Here is a 17499-nt window from a genome sequence, read left to right as displayed (position 1 = left end):
GCGCTGAGAGTTGTCTTTCTGTGCGTGACAGACAACATTGTCGCGACAGGCAAATCAGCAAGGGAGATGAAAATGTTGCGCTTTTTGATGGTTTTGTTGGCCATGGCAGCGGTGACGCCAGCGCTGGCTGACGAGATGCGCAGCATTTCAGGCAAGGCGGCCTATCGCGAACGCGTCATCCTGCCAAAGGATGCCGAGCTTGTGGTCGAGGTCACCGGATTTCAGGATGCCGAACTCGGCCTGACGACGGAACCGACCGACGGCAAGCAGGTGCCGGTCGATTTCAGCGTCGATATTCCCGACAAGATGCAGGGCCTTCTGCGGGTTGCCTTCACCGTTGAGGGGCAGGTGCGCTGGATCAGCGATCCGGTTCATATTGCCGCCGGTTCCGGGGCGCTCGATCTTGGCACCGTCATGCTGCATGGCTATGTCGACACCGGCTATTCGGATCTGCTGATCTGTGGTGACGAGACCATGCGCATCGGCTTCAATCAGGACGGCGCAGTGCTCGAGCGCAACGGTGTCGCCGAAGAACTTGCGCCCACGGTGGTGGTGAGCGGCGTGCGCTACCAGAGCCTTGATGGCAAGACCATCTTCAGCGGCAATGGAAAGTCCGGCACCCTGACACTTGAGGGCCGCGATCCGGCCGATTGCACGCTGAAGCCGATTGCCCGCAAGGTCTGGTCTGCGCAGGGCAATGAGCCGGGCTGGATGGCCCGGATTGATGACCAGCGCCTGACGCTGGATCTCAATTACGGCGCAGACCGGCTTGATCTCGATCTGCCCGAACCGGAAATCGAAAGCGGCGCCTATCATTATGGTTTCCCGCAGCTCGGTCTGGATTTTGCGGTCAGCGACGGGATCTGCCGTGACGATATGAGCGGGCGGATCTATCCCCAGACGATTACATTGAAGACTTTGACAGAAACGCTGAAGGGCTGCGGCGGCAACACGCTGAGCCTGCTGTCCGGCAAGGCATGGACGGTTGAGGAAATCGGCGGCCATGCGCTTGCCGTCGACAACCCGCCGACACTCACCGTGATGGACGACGGCACGGTTTCGGGCTTTGCCGGCTGCAACCAGTTCAGCGGCGCTTTCGTGATCGATGGCGAGGGCGCCGTCAAGATCGGTCCGCTCGCCGTCACGGAAAAGATGTGCGCCGCCGGCACGATGTCACAGGAAAAGGCCTTTCTCGACACGCTGGTCGCGGTCACCGCTTTCGATATCAGCAGCAACGGCAAGCTCAAGCTGATGACGGGCGATACGGTCGCGGTGCTCGCCGGCCGGTGAGGGCCGGGCGCCAGTGTGCCGTGCTAGAGCGCCGTGCGTCCTTTTGGACGCAGCAGGACGCTCTATCGTGTTGAATCTACGCATCGTTCTTTTTGAAAATCGAGTCCGATTTTCGAGCCGGTGCGCTAGGCCGGGCCCACGGCGACGACGGCCTGCTGGTTGAAGCCGTCGGGCAGCGGGTCCGGACGGGAAATCACGATTTCGGCGAGCGCAAGATCGCCGACATTGGCACTGAATATGCCGGGCATGCCGCCCGGATAATCGATCAGCCCAATCACCCGTCCATCGCTGCCTTTCCGCCAGGCATTCATGCGCCCACCTCCTTCGGGTGCGCCGCCAAGATCGGCGGGCGTTGGCCTGAGGTCATAGCTTCGCGCCGTTCCATGGAAGCCCTGACGCTGCTGCAACGCGATGTTCTTCAGGTTGACGCCGGTGATATCGCCGCTCTGTTCGGCGCAGATGTTGATAGCCCCTTCCATGGTGCCCGAAATATTGCTGACCTCGACATCACGGACCCAGCCGGCCCGCCGCTCTTGCGGTCTGCGACTGATGACGTTGATTGTCAGGGCCTCGCCGGACCCCCAGAAACCATCCGGCGTCTCGCGGCAGTCCAGCCGGATTTCGCAGAAGCGGATCCGCTCCACCGTGCCGCCATCACGGGAAAAGATGCCGAGCCCGCGATTGGAGCCGACGATCTCGCAATGTTCAAAGACGATGTTGCGGAAGGGCGAAAAGCTCTCGGTCCCGATCTTCAGCGCACAGGACTGCGACGAGACCCGGCAGTGATGGACATGGATCCGTTCGCAGCTTGCGGCAAGGCTGCCGTCGCGCCGCCGTGTCGTCTTCAGCACCACGCCATCATCGGCGGTGGCGATGTCGCAATCGCTGATCGTCACGTCGTGGCAGCCATCAATGACGATGCCGTCCGTATTGGGCATGCGGCAGTCATTGTCGATGGTGACGCCGCGGATCACAACCGCGCTGCAGTCGACGAAATGCAGGGTCCACATCGGCGAATGGACAATGGTGATGTCCGTTATGGTGATGGCGCTGCAGCTGTCGAGCACCAGAAGCCGGGGGCGATGCATTGCCGGGACCAGCGTCCCCATCTCCGGGTCGTCATCGCTGGCAAAGGCACCGGAATTGCATAAGATCCGGCCCTCGCCGGTAATCGCGATATCGCGCGCGCCTGCGGCAACCAGCATCGCCCGGTCGCTCTCCTCGGCGATGATGTCGACCGTGTTTCCCGCATAGGCGTCATAGCTGTCGGCAAAAATCAGCTCGGCCGCGGCTTTCAGATGCAACGTGACGCCGGAGCGCAGCTGCAAGCCGTCGCAATGATGCGGTCCCGGTTCCAGAACGATGCGGACAGGGCCGTCAACGGCGCTGTCTATCGCGTTTTGTATGCGCTGGGTCGCAGGGCTCGCACTGCTTGCGATCCGGATCTCCCGTGGCTGCGCCATGTCTCCTCCGATCATAAAAAAATTTTTATAATTCCGTCCATTCTGGACAACATAAGCACCAGCGGTCACTAGACTGATCCGCAATGATTTGCAATAGTGCGCTAAATTCAACCATCTTTGGAGGGATCTGGTTTTCAGATCAGATGGTGCAAAAAATTTTATGAATTTCGCATATGTTTGTTCAGGGAGGGCAAGCTGGCTCAGTTTTCCAAGGTCGCACATCTGCTTGATGTGCTTGCGCAGCGCATATTCACGACAACCGAACATAGCGTTGCCTTTCAATTTGCCGAGGCCGTGCCGGAGCAGCGCGATCACATGCTGGCGGGACCGCATGCGGACTGGACAGCCGTGACGCGGGACACGGTCTGGGGTGAGCCGCAACGCTATTTCTGGTTTGCCGGCCGGGTGAGCGTGCCGGCCGCGCTTGCGGGCAAGCGGCTCTATCTCGGCATTGAAGCCGCCTTCGGGCGGGTCATGGGCCGATCGGACCCGCAATGCCTGGTGCGCATCAACGGCAGGATCGCGCAAGGGGCGGACTATAACCACCGCGAGATCCTGCTGACGGAGACGGCGCAGGCCGGCGATTGCTTTGACATCATGATCGAAGCCGGAACGATCGAGGACCGGCGCCAGCTCGGCTTCGGTGCCCGGCTTTTGGTCCATGACCTTGCCGCCGAAGCGCTCTATTATGATCTTCGGACACCTCTCGACGTCGCAAAACATCTCGATCAGAATGACCATCGCCGCGATTTCCTGCTGAAATCGATCTATGAGGCGCTGAATGCCGTGGATCTGCGGCCCGGCGATCCGGCGCGCTTTGCCGCAAGCCTTGAGCGTGCCAGCGTGATCGCCGCGCGGATCTATGCCGCCCGCGACAGTGACATCGCGCCCCGGATCACCGTCACCGGTCATACCCATATTGACGTCGCCTGGCTGTGGCGGGTGCGCGAGACACGACAGAAAATGGCGCGCTCCATGGCAACGGCACTGGCGCTGATGGCGCAATATCCCGAGTACCGTTTCATGTATAATCAGGGCCTGCTGCTTGACTATCTCGAGCAGGACTATCCGGCGCTCTTTGACGAAATCAGCGCGCGGCAGAAGGACGGGCAGTTCGAAATCGAGGGCGCCCTGTGGCTGGAGCCCGATGCCAACATGACCGGCGGAGAATCGCTGGTGCGCCACATCCTGCGCGGTGTGCGCTATCATGGCGAGAAGTTCGGCGTCCGCCCGCATGTGCTCTGGCTGCCGGATACATTCGGCTACAGTGCCGCCTTTCCGCAGCTCATGAAGCTTTCCGGGCTGGACGTCTTTGTCACCCACAAGATGTCGTGGAACGACACCAACCGGATGCCGAACGAGACCTTCTTCTGGCAGGGGATTGATGGCAGCCAGGCGCCGACCTATTTCCTCACCACCCAGCCGATGGAGAGCACCTCGATCGGCACCACCTATTGCCCCGATCTCAAAGCCAGCCACGTGATGGGAACCTGGAAGCGCTATGCCCAGAAGGAGACCAATGACGAATTGTTTCTCGTCTATGGTTTCGGCGATGGCGGCGGCGGGCCGACCCGCGAAATGCTGGAACATATCCGCCGCATGGAACGCGGCATTCCGGGCTGCCCGAAAGTGGAGCAGGGTTTCATGGGCCCGGTTCTGAACCGGATCGTCGAACGCATACGCCAAAGCCCGAGCGATTACCCGGTCTGGGTCGGGGAGCTATACCTCGAGTTCCATCGCGGAACCTTCACCTCGGTCGGCGAGGTCAAGCGCAACAATCGCCGTGCAGAAGCGACGCTGCGCGAACTGGAAGTGCTTGCCACACTTGCATGGCGTGGCGGCGTTGCCGATTACCCGGCAGAGGCGCTGTCAGCACTCTGGGATATCGCCTTGCTTAACCAGTTTCACGATATCCTGCCGGGGTCCTCCATTGGCCTGGTCTACGAGGACAGTGCGCGCGACTATGCCGCCTTTTTCGCGGATGCTGCGGTCTTGCGGCAGGGCCTTGCTGAAAGGCTTGCCGGCGGTGACACGGTGCTTGTCGTCAATCCTTTCGCACAGGCTACGGGCGGCCTTGTCAGATTGCCGGGCTCTGGACCGCAGATGCTCGCGGACAAGGCAAGCCAGACGGTCTATTGCGCAGATGGGACAAAAGCCGAGGCGGCGCCGGTCGCGCCAGTTCCCGGCCTCTCCGCCAGTCGCCTGCCGGTGGGACCGGCGCCGGCCCCGGCTTCCGGCAGCGGCGGTCTTAAGGTTGCGCCGGATCGTCTGGAGAATGCACATCTTTTGGCGCGCTTCGACGCCAGCGGCCGTCTCTGCTGCCTGATCGACAAGGCCAGTGGTCGCGACGCGCTGGTGGCGGGAATGACCGGTAACCGGCTTCAGGCCTATCGCGATCTGCCGGCTGAATATGATGCCTGGGATATCGACCGCACCTTCGAGGATCAGCTTTTCGAGATTGACGGGCTGGTCGAAGCCGAGGTGGTCGAGCGCGGACCCTATCGCGCGGCGATCCGCTTTGAATGGCGCTACGAGTCATCAACGCTGGTGCAGATTGTTGCGCTGGAAGCCGATGATGACGTCTTGCAGTTTGATAGCTTCATCGACTGGCATGAGAAAAACACGCTGGTCAAGGCCGCATTTCCGCTGGAGATTGCCGCCGCCGAAACCGAGGCCGAAATCCAGTTCGGCCATGTGTCGCGGCCAAGCCATGCCAATACCAGCTGGGATGTCGCCCGGTTTGAATGCCCGATGCAGCGATGGGTCTCGATGAGTGAGCCGGGTTTCGGCGCCGCCTTCCTGACCGATAGCAAATATGGCTACGACGCCAGGGGCACGACCCTGCGCCTGACGCTTCTGCGCTCGCCCACCTGGCCCTTTGACGGGGCGGATCAGGGCGTACACCGCTTCCGTTATGGCATTATGCTCCATCGCGGCATCGCCGCCTCGCAGATTCCGGCCCGGGCGGAGGCTTTCAATCAACCGCTCACGGCCATTGGCGGGCTCGGTCCCGGCACGAAAGTGGACCTTTCGGCACCCATAAGTGTCGATAACCCGGCCATTGCCATCGAAGCGATGAAACGGGCCGAGGACAGTGAGGCCGTGATCATCAGGCTCTGGGAGCGCCACGGCGCCCGCCAGCAGGCGGTCCTTGCGCTCGGTGCGGATATCGCCACAGTGCATGAAACCGATCTGCTTGAGGAACAGGCGAGGGCCTTGCCGCTGGAAGGGGGCAGGGTGCAGCTTTCCTTCAGGCCGTTCGAGATCAAGACGATTGCGCTGCGCGGCAGGAAAGGCGATTGAGTAGCCAGGCGGCGGGGGCGCACCATGTGTTTCGGATGGCGACGCATCCGCTTTCGGCGGATGCATGACAGGATGGTGAAGCAGGCAAAATGGCACGGCAATCAGATAAAGGCACGGGAAGCAAGATCGGTATGCGGGAGGTCTCCGAGCGCGCCGGCGTGGCAATTTCCACGGTATCACATGTGCTGAACGGCACAGCGCCGATATCGGAGGAGGTGCGTGCACGGGTGCTGGAGGCGGCGCGCGATCTTGGCTATCTGGCCCGTCGCTCGGCCAAGGCCTCGCTCGCCTCGCTGAGCCGGATATTGCTGGCGGTGCCAGAAGACGCCCTGCCGGACAGCGATGTGAACCTCGTCTCCTGGACCATACTGAACGGGCTGACGCGCGAATGCGATGCGCAGGGCATCAAGATCGTCCCGCATACGCTGCGCCGCGATGCGCCCGTCAATGCGGTGGTGCTGGCGGCCCGCGACAGTCAGGCCAACGGCATCATCCTCATCAATGATGATCGCAGCGCCCTTCTGGATGCGATCGGCCGTTCGGACATTCCCGCCGTCCTGATCAATGGCGAGGATCCTGACATGCATATTGACAGCGTGACCCCCGGCAATCGCTTTGCCGCGCTGAAGGCGACGAAGCGGCTGATGGCGCTCGGTCACCGCAGGATTGTCCATCTCACCTGGAAGGGGCGGAAAACCGTGGGGCGGCGGCTCGACGGCTTTCTTGATGCCTTTGACGAAAATGGCATCGACCGGGAAAACGCCATCGTTGTTGTTGCCGAAGGGTTTGAGCCGCAGCATGGCGACGACGCCATGACGCGCTGGATTGCCGATTATCCGGATCTGGCCGGTGCGACGGCGGTGTTCTGTGCGGCCGACAATCTTGCTTTCGGCGCGATGCGGGCGCTGAAGCGGATGGGGCTTGTCGTCCCGGATGACCTCTCGGTGATGGGGTTTGATGGCGTGGCGCTGGGCGCGCTGAATGATCCGCCGCTGACGACGATTTTCATTCCATTGGAACAGTTTGGCCCGGCGGCGCTCAATCTCCTTCAGGAGCGCGCGCGCGCCGGTAATGAGACGCGGGCGGCACACCGGCTCGAGCTGGGCTGTGCCCTGATAGAGCGCGCCAGTGTCGCTGCGGTCAGGGCGAGGAGACAGTGACAGTCTTGTAACAATAATGAAATTGTTTGCATTATGACACATTTTGGAATGCTTATCGCGTGAAATAGAATTTTTTTATTGATTTTCATGCGTAGAGCCGTCAAAGATGGCATCGAAATCTGTATTGAGCAGGAAAATTGGGAAATTTCCGGCACATCTGGATTCAAATTGGGAGGAGTTCATGAAATTTTTTGCAATTGATTTGCAGCGTGTCCGTCATGTCGATGGCAGGACGTTCCGCACCGGGCTGGCGACAGCGCTTTTGGCGACGGTTGCTTTCGCTGGCGTCGCGCATGCCTTTCAGGAAGCGCCAATGCTGAAGGCCGAGGTTGATGCCGGCAAGCTGCCGCCGGTTGACCAGCGCCTGCCGACGCACCCGATGGTCGTCAATGCCGTCGAGGTTGGCCAGTATGGCGGCACCTGGCATCGCGCCTATACCGGCCCCGGCGACCGCTGGGGTCCGACCAAGCTGATGGAAGAGCGTGTTCTCAAATATGTGCCGGATGCCGACGGCAACATCTCGCTGGTGCCGGCCTATATTGAGAGCTATTCGGTCAATGACGATTCCACCGAGTTCACCTTCACGCTTCTCGACGGCATGAAATGGTCGGACGGCGAGCCGGTGACCACGGAAGACGTTGCATTCTGGTACAATGACGTCTTCATGAACAAGGCGCTGACGCCGACTGTCGACCCGACCTTTTCGCCGGGTGGCGTGCCGATGACGCTGGAGGTCAAGGATGATCGCACCTTTACCATCAAGTTCGCCCAGCCCTATGTCTATTTCCTCAACATTCTTGCCAAGGATTCGACCGGTGAGCCGAGCCTTGACCGCCCGTCCTTCCTGTATCCGAAGCACTATCTGATGCAGTTCAACGACCATTATGCAAGCGCTGACGATCTCGCCAAGGCGGCTGCAGATCATGGCGTTCAGCGCTGGATTGATCTGTGGGGCTCCAAGGGGCCGATCACGTCCTGGTGGCAGAATCCGGATCTGCCGGTCATTACCGCCTGGAAGATCGAGACCCCTGCGCCGGCGAATGTCGTGACCATGGTGCGCAACCCCTATTATTGGGCGGTCGATCAGGAGGGCAATCAGCTTCCCTATATCGATCACATCGAGCATCGCCTGTTCGACGCTGCAGACTCGTTCAACCTGATGATCGTTCAGGGCCAGATCGACATGCAGATGCGTTACGTCAACACCAGTGATTTCACCTTCTTCAAGGAGAATGAAGCCAAGGGTGACTACCATGTCGGCACCTCGATCTCGGCCAATGTCTGGTCTTTCGTTCCGAACCTGAACACGACGGACGAACAGCTCCACACCTTGTTCAACAATGTCGACTTCCGCCACGCGCTGTCCGTCGGCATCGATCGTGAGACGATCAATGAGCTTGGTTTTGCCGGTCTCGCCGAGCCTCGCTCCGTGTCTCCGGTCTCCGGCTCGCCCTATTTCAACGCCGACTGGGAGACCCACTGGACCGAATATGATCCGGATCTTGCCAACGAGCTTCTCGACAAGATCGGCCTGAGCGAACGCGATGCCGATGATTACCGGTTGCTGCCGAACGGCAAGCGCCTGCAGATCGTTGTCGAAGCCTATCAGGACTATGCTGCTCCGATCCTGGAAGTTGCCGCTGATTACTACAAGGATATCGGCATCGAACTGCTGCCGCGCATCATCGACCGCACCCAGTGGGACGACAACCGCGACAACAACAACTTCCAGATTCAGTATACGCCGGTCGACCGTCTCACCGTGGTTTCCGCTGACCCGCGCAACACCATGGGCAATGACAGCTACGCCCAGCAATACTACGTCTGGTATTCGACCGAAGGCAAAAGCGGTATCGAACCGCCCGCCGATGATCCGATCCGCACCATCTGGGCCGATTGGGACAAGGCTTCGGTTGCAGGCTCCGTTGCGGATGCCGATGCTGCCCTCAATGACATGATCGGCACCTTTGTTGATCAGGGCTTCGTCATCGGGCTGGTTGGCGAGGAAAAGGCACCCATGATTGTCAAGAACAACTTCATGAATGTGCGCGACAACCTCATTCAGGATGATGTCACACGTGGCATTGGCTTCGCCCAGCCGCAGCAGTTCTGGATCAAGCAGAGCCAGTGACAGAGGCTCCGGCGATCCATCCGGATACCTGAAATTTGTCATCGCGCGGCGCCGCAGCCATTTTGGCCCGCGGGCGCCGCGTGAACCGGGGCCTCCTCCCCGATAGCGATGGCTTCTCTGGAAGGAGGAGCCAGCCGGCTGCCCGTGCTCATCGGGCGGTCGGTGGATGGCATAGCGCGGAGAGCAGACGATGACTCAGTTTCTATTGCGACGACTTCTGTGGGCCATACCGACCCTGATCGTCGTATCCTTCATTTCCTTCATTATCATCCAGCTACCGCCTGGAGATTATGTCACAGCCTATGCTGCTGAGCTGCGCAATGGCGGCGAATATATAACCGCTGCACAGGAAGACCTGATCCGAACCCAGCTCGGGCTCAATGATCCGATCCTGGTGCAATATTTCCGCTGGATCGGCAATATTCTGCTGCATGGTGATTTCGGGCAGTCCTTCCACTGGAATGCACCGGTTTCCGATCTCATCTGGAACCGTCTGGCGCTGACGCTGCTGTTGTCATCGCTGTCGCTGGTGTTCACCTGGATCATCGCGATCCCGATCGGCGTCTATTCGGCCCAGCGCCAATACTCGCTGCTTGATTATGTGTTCACCGTCTTCGGCTTCCTCGGCAAGGGCATTCCTGACTTCCTGCTGGCGCTGATCCTGATGTGGATCGGTTTTGCCTGGTTCAATCTCGATGTCGGCGGGCTGATCTCACCAAGTTTCCAGGGAACGCCCTTCAGCATGGCCAAGGTGGTGAACATCCTCAGCCATGTCTGGATCCCGATCGTGGTACTGGCAACCGGTGGTGCGGCAGGTCTCATCCGTGTCATGCGGGCCAACATGCTGGATGAACTCGGCAAGCCCTATGTCGAGACCGCCTATGCCCAGGGTCTTTCCGAGCGGCAGGTAGTCTGGGGCTATCCGGTGCGCGTGGCACTGAACCCGTTCATCTCGACGGTCGGCTGGGCACTGCCGGCGCTTTTTTCCGGCGATATCATCACCGCCGTCGTGCTCAACCTGCCGACCACCGGGCCCTTGATGCTGCAGGCGCTGAAAATGCAGGACATGTATCTCGCCGGCGCCTTCATCCTGATCCTCAGCGTCTTCACCGTTATCGGCACGCTGCTGTCAGACATCCTTCTCGCGTGGTCCGATCCGCGCATCCGTTACGCGTGAGGCCATCATGACCTACGAAACGACCGTCTACGCGGAAGAAAACGAGCTCACCGGCGCCAAGAGCAGCATCTACACCGCCAATTCCTGGAAACTGATGTGGTGGCGTTTCCGCCAGCACCGGCTGGCGGTGGTGTCGCTGGCATTTCTGTTGCTGGCCTATCTGGTAGCGGTCTTTGCCGAAATCGTCGCGCCCTATGCGCCAAGCTCGATCGAGCGGCTGGAGACCTTCGTGCCGCCGCGCATGGTTCATGTCATTCATGATGGTTCGCTGATGCGACCCTTCGTCTATGAACTGAAGCGCACCCGAGATCCGGAGACAGCCCGCGTCACCTATGTTGCGAATACCAGCAAGCCGCAGCCGATCAGGTTTTTTGTCCATGGCGAGAAATACAAGTTCTGGGGCATCTGGAAATCCGACCTGCATCTCTTCGGCATCGATGCCAAGCGCGAGAAAATCAATCTTCTCGGTACGGATTCACTTGGCCGCGACCTGTTCTCGCGCCTCGTCTATGGCGCCCGTGTGACGCTTTCAGCCGGCCTTGTCGGCGTGTTCTTCTCCTTTGTCCTCGGCATCTTCTTCGGTTCCATTTCCGGCTATTACGGCGGCTTTGCCGATACGGCGATCCAGCGGATGATGGAGTTCATCCGCTCCGTGCCGACCATCCCGCTATGGATGGGTCTTGCGGCAGCATTGCCGATCTCATGGAATCCGCTGTTCGTCTACGTGCTGATCACCCTCATCCTCGCACTGATCGGCTGGACTCATCTCGCCCGTGTCGTGCGCGGTCGGTTCCTGTCGCTGAAATCCGAAGACTATGTGATGGCAGCGCGGCTTGCCGGTGCCTCGGAATATCGGGTCATCACCAAGCATATGTTGCCGGCGATGACCTCCTACATCATCGCGGCGATGACGCTCGCCGTACCGGAGATGATCCTCGGCGAGACGGCGCTGTCCTTCCTCGGCCTCGGCCTCAGGCCGCCGGTCGTTTCCTGGGGTGTGCTGCTGCAGGACGCGCAGAACCTTCGCTCGATTTCGCTTGCCCCATGGCTGCTTGCACCCGGTCTTGCCGTGGTCGCGGTCGTGCTGGCTTTCAATTTCCTCGGTGACGGCCTGCGCGATGCGGCCGATCCCTACGGACAATAGGTGACGCATGCTGGACACAGTAAAGATGCCGCCGGAACGGCTGCTGCAGCTCGATGATGTCGAGGTTGCCTTCAAGACCCGCGACGGGCTGGTGACAGCTGTCAACGGTGTCAACTATCACGTCAACCGCGGCGAGGTGCTTGGCATTGTCGGCGAAAGCGGCTCGGGCAAATCCGTGACGGTGCGCGCCATCATGCGGCTTCTGGCCAAGAATGCGCGCGAGGGAAATGGCACGATCCGCTTCAATCCTGACGGCGAGACCGAATATCGCCTCGACGGCGTTGCCCGCGACAGCCGGCTGATGCGCCGTCTGCGCGGCGGCAAGATCGGCATGGTGTTCCAGGAGCCGATGACGGCGCTCTCGCCGGTGCATTCGATCGGCACCCAGATCATGCGCACGGTGATGCTGCACCGTCACGTCGGCAAGGAAGAGGCCCGGCTGCGGGCCATCGACCTTCTGAAACGGGTGCAGCTTCCCCAGCCGGAGCGCCTCGTCGACAGCTATCCGCACCAGCTTTCCGGCGGCATGCGCCAAAGGGCGATGATCGCGCTGGCGCTGGCCTGCGATCCGGCGCTGCTGATTGCCGACGAGCCGACCACGGCGCTCGACGTGACGACCGAGGCGCAGATCCTCGAACTGCTGAAATCGCTGCAGCAGGAATTGGGCATGGCGATCATCTTCATCACCCACAATTTCGGCGTGGTCGCCGATATCGCCGATCGGGTGGCGGTGATGTATCTCGGCCGGGTCGTCGAGACGGGGCTGGTCGACGACATCTTCTATCATCCGCAGCATCCCTATACCCGGGCGCTGCTCGGCTCGATCCCGCGCCTCGGACAGCAGAAGCAAAGGCGGCTGAACGTGATCCGCGGTTCGGTTCCAGATCCCTATAACGTCCCGTCGGGCTGCGTGTTTCACACCCGCTGCGACTATGCCGATCCGGCCATTTGCGGGCGCGATGCGCCGCCGAACATTCCCTTTGCAAACGGTCAGGCAGCACTCTGCCACTTTGCCGGAAAACTGCCGGAGGCCGGCCAATGAGCATGAACAAGACCATTTCCCCGCCTGTGCCCGATGATGTGCTGATCTCCGTGCGCGGCCTGAAGAAGCATTTCACCGTCAAGGGGGGAAATCGCGGCCGCGAACTGCGGACGCTGAAGGCCGTCGATGATGTCAGCTTCGATATCAGGAAGGGCGAGACCTTCGGCCTTGTCGGCGAGAGCGGCTCGGGCAAGTCGACCGTGGCGCGGCTGATCCTCAGGGCCTACAATCTTACGGAAGGCCGGGTTCTGTTCCGCCAGAAGGATGAAAGCATCATTGACATTTCCGATCTCGGTGACAAGGAAATGCGTCCCGTCCGCCGCGAGATGCAGATGATCTTTCAGGACCCCTATTCCTCGCTCAATCCGCGCATGACACTGCTGGACCTCATCGGCGAGCCGATGGTGGTGCACGGCTATTCCAAGGCGGAGATCGCCGATCGGGTTGCCGAGCTGCTGAGCTGCGTCGGCCTTCGACCGGAATATGCGATGCGTTACCCGCATGCCTTTTCAGGCGGTCAGCGTCAGAGGATCGGCATCGCCCGGGCGCTGGCTCTGTCGCCGGCCTTCATCGCGGCCGATGAAGCGGTGTCGGCGCTCGACGTTTCGGTTGCGGCACAGAATATCAACCTCCTGCAGGACCTGCAGGAGCAGTTTCATCTGACCTATCTGTTCATCACCCATGATCTCGGCATGGTTGAGCATATTTCCGACCGGATTGCCGTGATGTATCTCGGCCAGATAGTTGAAATGGGGGAGACCGACCGGCTTTTCGCCCGCCCGCGCCATCCCTATACGGAGGCATTGCTGAAAGCCGTGCCGCAGCCCGATCCGCGCCAGCGGTCGACGGAAAAGCGCGGTGTGCTGAAGGGTGAGGTGCCGGATGCTTCCGATCCGCCATCCGGCTGTCCTTTCCATCCGCGCTGCGCCTATGCCAGCGATCGCTGTGCAGCGGAAAAGCCGTTGCTGCGCGACGTCGATGGCCTGCAGGTGCGTTGCCACCACGCCGAGACGCTGACGCTTGATGGGGTGGGGGCATGACGCTGCCAGTACCTGACGATTACCCCCTGCCCGTGGGCGTTGCCGAGGATGCCGATGCCGCCCTTGCTGCCCGCCATCGCCCCGTTCTGATGCTTGATGCGGCGGAGCCGGCGCCGCCGCTCGTGCTGGGTTACACGCTGATGCGCGCAGCAGGCCCCTCGCCATCGTCGAAATTTCTGATCCACCCGCAAAGTGGCGGCCTGGTGATTGAATATGCGATCTGGCACGACTGGGATATCCAGCACCTTTACGATCTTGAACATGTCTGGGTTCATATCGATGCCAGCGGTGCGGTTTGCCGTGTCGAGGGGTCGATGCATGGGCTGCGGGTGGCGATGGACCGGGGCTCCGGTCTGCCGGACATGCTGGGGGAGCGTCCGGTTGTCTATGTCGAGCCCGGAAAACACGCGATCTGGTCCTGCGCCCGCGCCATGACCTTCATGGCCCGCGCTAATATTATGCGCATGTGCGGGGCGGATGCCGGGCAGGAGGGCGTGCATCTCGGCAATCGCTTCGCCGAGCACGGCGCCTATGAAGCGCGCGCGCTTGACCACCGCCTGGCACGCCTGGCGATGAAACGCGCCGCCTTTACCCCGACCTTCAGCTTCAGCGCGGGCGAAACGGAACCGGTGCTGGTGCCCTGGGGTGAGCTTGAACGCTGGATCGGCGGGCGGATGCGCGCATTGATTGCCGCCCTTCCCGCCAAGGTGCCCCATCTTGCCGCGATCTTCCTCGATTGCGGTGACACGCTGATTGACGAGACGACGGAAGAGCGGGAAGCGGGCGACGAGATTGTCCAGCGTGCCGAGGAAATTCCCGATGCCATGGATGCGGTGCGGGCGCTCAGCGTTGCCGGGCACCGGCTGGCCCTGGTGGCGGACGGGCCGCGCGGCACGTTCGAGAACCTGCTCAAGCCACGCGGCATCTGGGCGCTGATGGAAACCCATGCGATTTCCGGCGATGTCGGTGCGCTGAAGCCTTCGCCCGCCATGTTTGCCGCCGCGATGGCCGGTATGGGTCTTGATGATGATGCCCGCGCGCGGATCGTGATGGCGGGCAATAATCTCGCTCGCGATATCAGGGGCGCCAATGAATTCGGCCTGATCAGCCTGTTTGTCGGCTGGTCGAAGAAACGCAGCCATGAACCGGCCGGCGCCGCCGAAGTGCCGGATTTCTCGATCACGCGCCTCGACCAGCTGGTGCCGATGATCGAGGCAATCGAGGTCGCACTTGAGGATCGGGAGGTGGACCATGACTGATCAGGCCATCTTCATCTCCCATGCCGGCGAAACGGTCACCGCCTTTGCGCTTGGTCCGCTGGAAGCGCGCTATTATCCGGGTGTCGTCAGGCGTGGCGTCGACAATGTCGATTATAAATTCGTCAACGGCTTCACCGATGTTGGCGAATTGCCCTGCCGCACGGCTGTGCGCGCCGAGATCGCCGCGCGCGGTGCTGTCCCGGTCCCGGACTTCGAGATCGTTGCCACCAATCTTCCCGGCTTCAACCGGCGGCTGGAGTTTTCCGGCTTCTGGCATCGGCCGACAAGGCTGTCGCGCGCCGTGCGCACCCGGCTGGTGCCCGAGGCTTCCGGCGACCTTCGCTTCCGGCTTTCGACCTGCGGCGGCGTGCATATCTTTGTTGATGGCAAGGCCGTCGCGGCCTTCGAACCCTATACCCGCAATGCGGCGCAGGAGACAGAGATTGCGTTGCCGCTGAAGGCTGAAGGCAGCGATGTCGTCATGCTGGTTGAGGAAATGGCCGAGCGCGATACCAATTATTTCGTCGAACTCACCTTTCTCGGTCCCGGCACGCTTGCCGCCGTCATTCCCGGCAATGCCGATAGGGATACACTCACCACGCTGATGGCGCTGGCGCGCTCGATTCATCCGGCCAAGGTCGTCTTTGGCGGTGATGAACCGCTGGAACTGGCGTTTGACCGCCCCGCCAGCAGCGATGTCGTGGTGGAGGCCAGGGTTCATCAGAGCGTTCATATGCGCCACCTGCCGCCGCTTCTGGAAGCCAGAGCAACGCTGAAAGCAGGGTCGGACCGGGTGATGCTGGCCCTGCCCGCCAGCCTGCCCGACGATTATCATGCGCTTGATGTCACGCTGTCCGTGGGGGAAAGCCGGGTTCACCGCGATATTGCCTTTGCCCTGTTGCGCGAACAGTCTGCGGCCACGTTTGCCGACGAGCTGGAAACACGCAAGCGGCTGGCACTCTCCTATCTCGCCGAACATGGCGAGCAGCGTCCCGGCCGGGTTCTGGCGCGCCTCGCCCTTGGCCTTGATCTCGGGCCCGCCTGTTTTGCCGCGCTGGACGATACGCTGACGGCCATCGAGGACCGGCGTGACTGCTCGGACTTTGTCATGGTGCCGCTGTTGTGGATCCGCAGCAGATGGGCGGATCGACTGCCGGCAAATGTCCGCGCCCGCATCGATGCGGCGATCCTTGGCTACCGCTACTGGATGGATGAGCCGGGCAATGATGCCATGTGGTTCTGGAGCGAAAATCACGTTCTCTGCTTTCATGTCAGCGAACTGATTGCCGGGCGGCTGTTTGCTGACGCGATCTTTACCAATTCCGGGCTTTTGGGCCGTGAACACGCCGCGCTGGCCGAGCGAAGGCTTGCCCGCTGGTTCGACGCGATCGAGGACCACGGGCTGGCGGAGTGGAATTCCGCCGCCTATTACCCGATCGATTTCATTGGCCTGCTGGCGCTTGAACATTGTGTCGGCGATAACCTGAAGGCGCGGGCGAAGACCGTGCTGGACCGGCTGTTCACCATGATCGCCCTACATGTGATCAACGGCGTCGCCGCCGGAACGATGGGCCGTGCCTATGACAAGGAATTGCGGGCCGGACCGTTAAGCGAGCTGGCGCCTTTCGCCACCGTTGCGTTTGGCCGGGGCTGGCTCAATCGCGGCGTTGCGGCGCTGCCGATGTTCTGCGCCGGTCGCTATGCGCCGCCGGCCGGGCTTGAAGCGCTGGTGAGGCCGGAAGACGGCCAGGCCGTCACCGCACGCTATGTGCAGGGCTATGGCCGCGCCGCACAGCTTTCGCTTTACAAGACAGCGACGATGCAGCTTTCCGCCAGCATTGATGCAGCGCCCGGCAAGAAAGGCCACCAGCAGCATCTGATTGATGTCCAGGCGGCCGGTCATCCGATGGCGCGGGTCTGGGTCAACCATCCCGGCGCCGACGATCCCTGGGGTGAGGACCGGCCGTCGTACTGGGCCGGAAACGGCATCATGCCGCGTGTGGCGATGTTTGAGAATATCGTTCTGGTGCTGAGCGATCTCGGCGATAATCCGCGTCTTGCCTTTACCCATGCCTATGCGCCGCTTTCGGTCTTCGACGATTGCAGGACCGGGCCTGACTGGCTGGCGCTCAGAGCCGGCGGTGGCTTTGTGCTGCTGAAGGCGACCGGTCCGATCCTGCCGGTGAACAGCGGCCCCGGCGCCGGGATCGAGCACCGGGTTCAGGGCAGGACGACGGGCTGGGCGATCATGATCGGCGATCTGCCGGATGGCGATCTCGCTCCTGTCGCCGAACTGGCGGAAGCAGGTGCATTGCGGCTTGAAACGGGTCCGCTGCGGCTGGTCTTCACTGCGCCCGGCCGCCCGGAACTCACCCTGGACTATCGCGATGGCCTTTCCGTCGACGGGCGTCCGCATCCCTTTCTGACCCAATCTCAACTGCCCGAGATCGCCTGGCACGCTGCCGCGACCCTTCCGGCCAAAACATAAAA

Annotated in this window: 11 protein-coding genes; 10 read left to right on the top strand and 1 reads right to left on the bottom strand. The window is 61.3% G+C overall.

Translation table 11 applies throughout. The annotated features are described in order from the left end of the window. Window positions 1-72 precede the first annotated feature (72 nt). The gene (locus HCK86_RS22435) at window positions 73-1290 is read left to right on the top strand and encodes an META domain-containing protein (RefSeq protein WP_176086725.1); all 1218 of its coding nucleotides are present in this window, start codon (window positions 73-75) and stop codon (window positions 1288-1290) included. 125 nt (window positions 1291-1415) lie between these two features. Here HCK86_RS22435 and HCK86_RS22430 read toward each other — a convergent pair whose 3' ends face one another. Further along, window positions 1416-2753, bottom strand: coding sequence for a glycosyl hydrolase family 28 protein (locus tag HCK86_RS22430; RefSeq protein WP_176086724.1), 1338 nt, complete (start codon window positions 2751-2753; stop codon window positions 1416-1418). A gap of 177 nt (window positions 2754-2930) precedes the next feature. Between HCK86_RS22430 and HCK86_RS22425 the strand changes: the two genes are divergently transcribed. The 9 genes from HCK86_RS22425 (at window position 2931) to HCK86_RS22385 (ending at window position 17497) form a co-directional block, all read left to right on the top strand. Continuing rightward, window positions 2931-6056 (top strand): glycoside hydrolase family 38 C-terminal domain-containing protein, encoded by a 3126-nt coding sequence (locus tag HCK86_RS22425; RefSeq protein ID WP_246739734.1) that lies wholly within the window; start codon window positions 2931-2933, stop codon window positions 6054-6056. 89 nt (window positions 6057-6145) lie between these two features. Next, window positions 6146-7216: a LacI family DNA-binding transcriptional regulator gene (locus HCK86_RS22420; protein ID WP_176086723.1), complete on the top strand. Its 1071-nt coding sequence runs from the start codon at window positions 6146-6148 to the stop codon at window positions 7214-7216. Between the two features lie 181 nt (window positions 7217-7397). Beyond that, window positions 7398-9347 (top strand): ABC transporter substrate-binding protein, encoded by a 1950-nt coding sequence (locus HCK86_RS22415; protein ID WP_176086722.1) that lies wholly within the window; start codon window positions 7398-7400, stop codon window positions 9345-9347. Window positions 9348-9537: 190 nt separating this feature from the next. Further along, the gene (locus tag HCK86_RS22410; RefSeq protein WP_176086721.1) at window positions 9538-10524 is read left to right on the top strand and encodes an ABC transporter permease; all 987 of its coding nucleotides are present in this window, start codon (window positions 9538-9540) and stop codon (window positions 10522-10524) included. 7 nt (window positions 10525-10531) lie between these two features. Continuing rightward, the gene (locus tag HCK86_RS22405; RefSeq protein ID WP_176086720.1) at window positions 10532-11668 is read left to right on the top strand and encodes an ABC transporter permease; all 1137 of its coding nucleotides are present in this window, start codon (window positions 10532-10534) and stop codon (window positions 11666-11668) included. Between the two features lie 7 nt (window positions 11669-11675). Continuing rightward, window positions 11676-12710 (top strand): ABC transporter ATP-binding protein, encoded by a 1035-nt coding sequence (locus HCK86_RS22400; protein ID WP_210260014.1) that lies wholly within the window; start codon window positions 11676-11678, stop codon window positions 12708-12710. Window positions 12711-12712: 2 nt separating this feature from the next. After that, window positions 12713-13750 (top strand): ABC transporter ATP-binding protein, encoded by a 1038-nt coding sequence (locus tag HCK86_RS22395; RefSeq protein ID WP_210260015.1) that lies wholly within the window; start codon window positions 12713-12715, stop codon window positions 13748-13750. After that, window positions 13747-15009 (top strand): HAD family hydrolase, encoded by a 1263-nt coding sequence (locus HCK86_RS22390; RefSeq protein WP_176086718.1) that lies wholly within the window; start codon window positions 13747-13749, stop codon window positions 15007-15009. The genes HCK86_RS22395 and HCK86_RS22390 overlap by 4 nt, the downstream gene beginning before the upstream one ends. Next, entirely contained in the window at window positions 15002-17497 is a 2496-nt protein-coding gene (locus HCK86_RS22385) for a hypothetical protein (RefSeq protein WP_176086717.1), read from the top strand. The genes HCK86_RS22390 and HCK86_RS22385 overlap by 8 nt, the downstream gene beginning before the upstream one ends. Window positions 17498-17499 lie beyond the last annotated feature (2 nt).

Source organism: Martelella sp. HB161492, assembly GCF_013184775.1.
GTDB lineage: Bacteria > Pseudomonadota > Alphaproteobacteria > Rhizobiales > Rhizobiaceae > Martelella.
The sequence above is the reverse complement of the archived record's forward strand: the minus strand, read 5'-3'. Positions and strand labels throughout refer to the sequence as shown.

What these genes read in the sequence shown, in the direction of transcription:
- HCK86_RS22405 (WP_176086720.1), top strand. Translation starts at nt 10,532, where the DNA reads ATGACCTACGAAACGACCGTCTACGCGGAAGAAAACGAGCTCACCGGC.
- HCK86_RS22415 (WP_176086722.1), top strand. Translation starts at nt 7,398, where the DNA reads ATGAAATTTTTTGCAATTGATTTGCAGCGTGTCCGTCATGTCGATGGC.
- HCK86_RS22420 (WP_176086723.1), top strand. Translation starts at nt 6,146, where the DNA reads ATGGCACGGCAATCAGATAAAGGCACGGGAAGCAAGATCGGTATGCGG.
- HCK86_RS22430 (WP_176086724.1), bottom strand. Translation starts at nt 2,753, where the DNA reads ATGGCGCAGCCACGGGAGATCCGGATCGCAAGCAGTGCGAGCCCTGCG.
- HCK86_RS22390 (WP_176086718.1), top strand. Translation starts at nt 13,747, where the DNA reads ATGACGCTGCCAGTACCTGACGATTACCCCCTGCCCGTGGGCGTTGCC.
- HCK86_RS22400 (WP_210260014.1), top strand. Translation starts at nt 11,676, where the DNA reads ATGCTGGACACAGTAAAGATGCCGCCGGAACGGCTGCTGCAGCTCGAT.
- HCK86_RS22395 (WP_210260015.1), top strand. Translation starts at nt 12,713, where the DNA reads ATGAACAAGACCATTTCCCCGCCTGTGCCCGATGATGTGCTGATCTCC.
- HCK86_RS22435 (WP_176086725.1), top strand. Translation starts at nt 73, where the DNA reads ATGTTGCGCTTTTTGATGGTTTTGTTGGCCATGGCAGCGGTGACGCCA.
- HCK86_RS22410 (WP_176086721.1), top strand. Translation starts at nt 9,538, where the DNA reads ATGACTCAGTTTCTATTGCGACGACTTCTGTGGGCCATACCGACCCTG.
- HCK86_RS22385 (WP_176086717.1), top strand. Translation starts at nt 15,002, where the DNA reads ATGACTGATCAGGCCATCTTCATCTCCCATGCCGGCGAAACGGTCACC.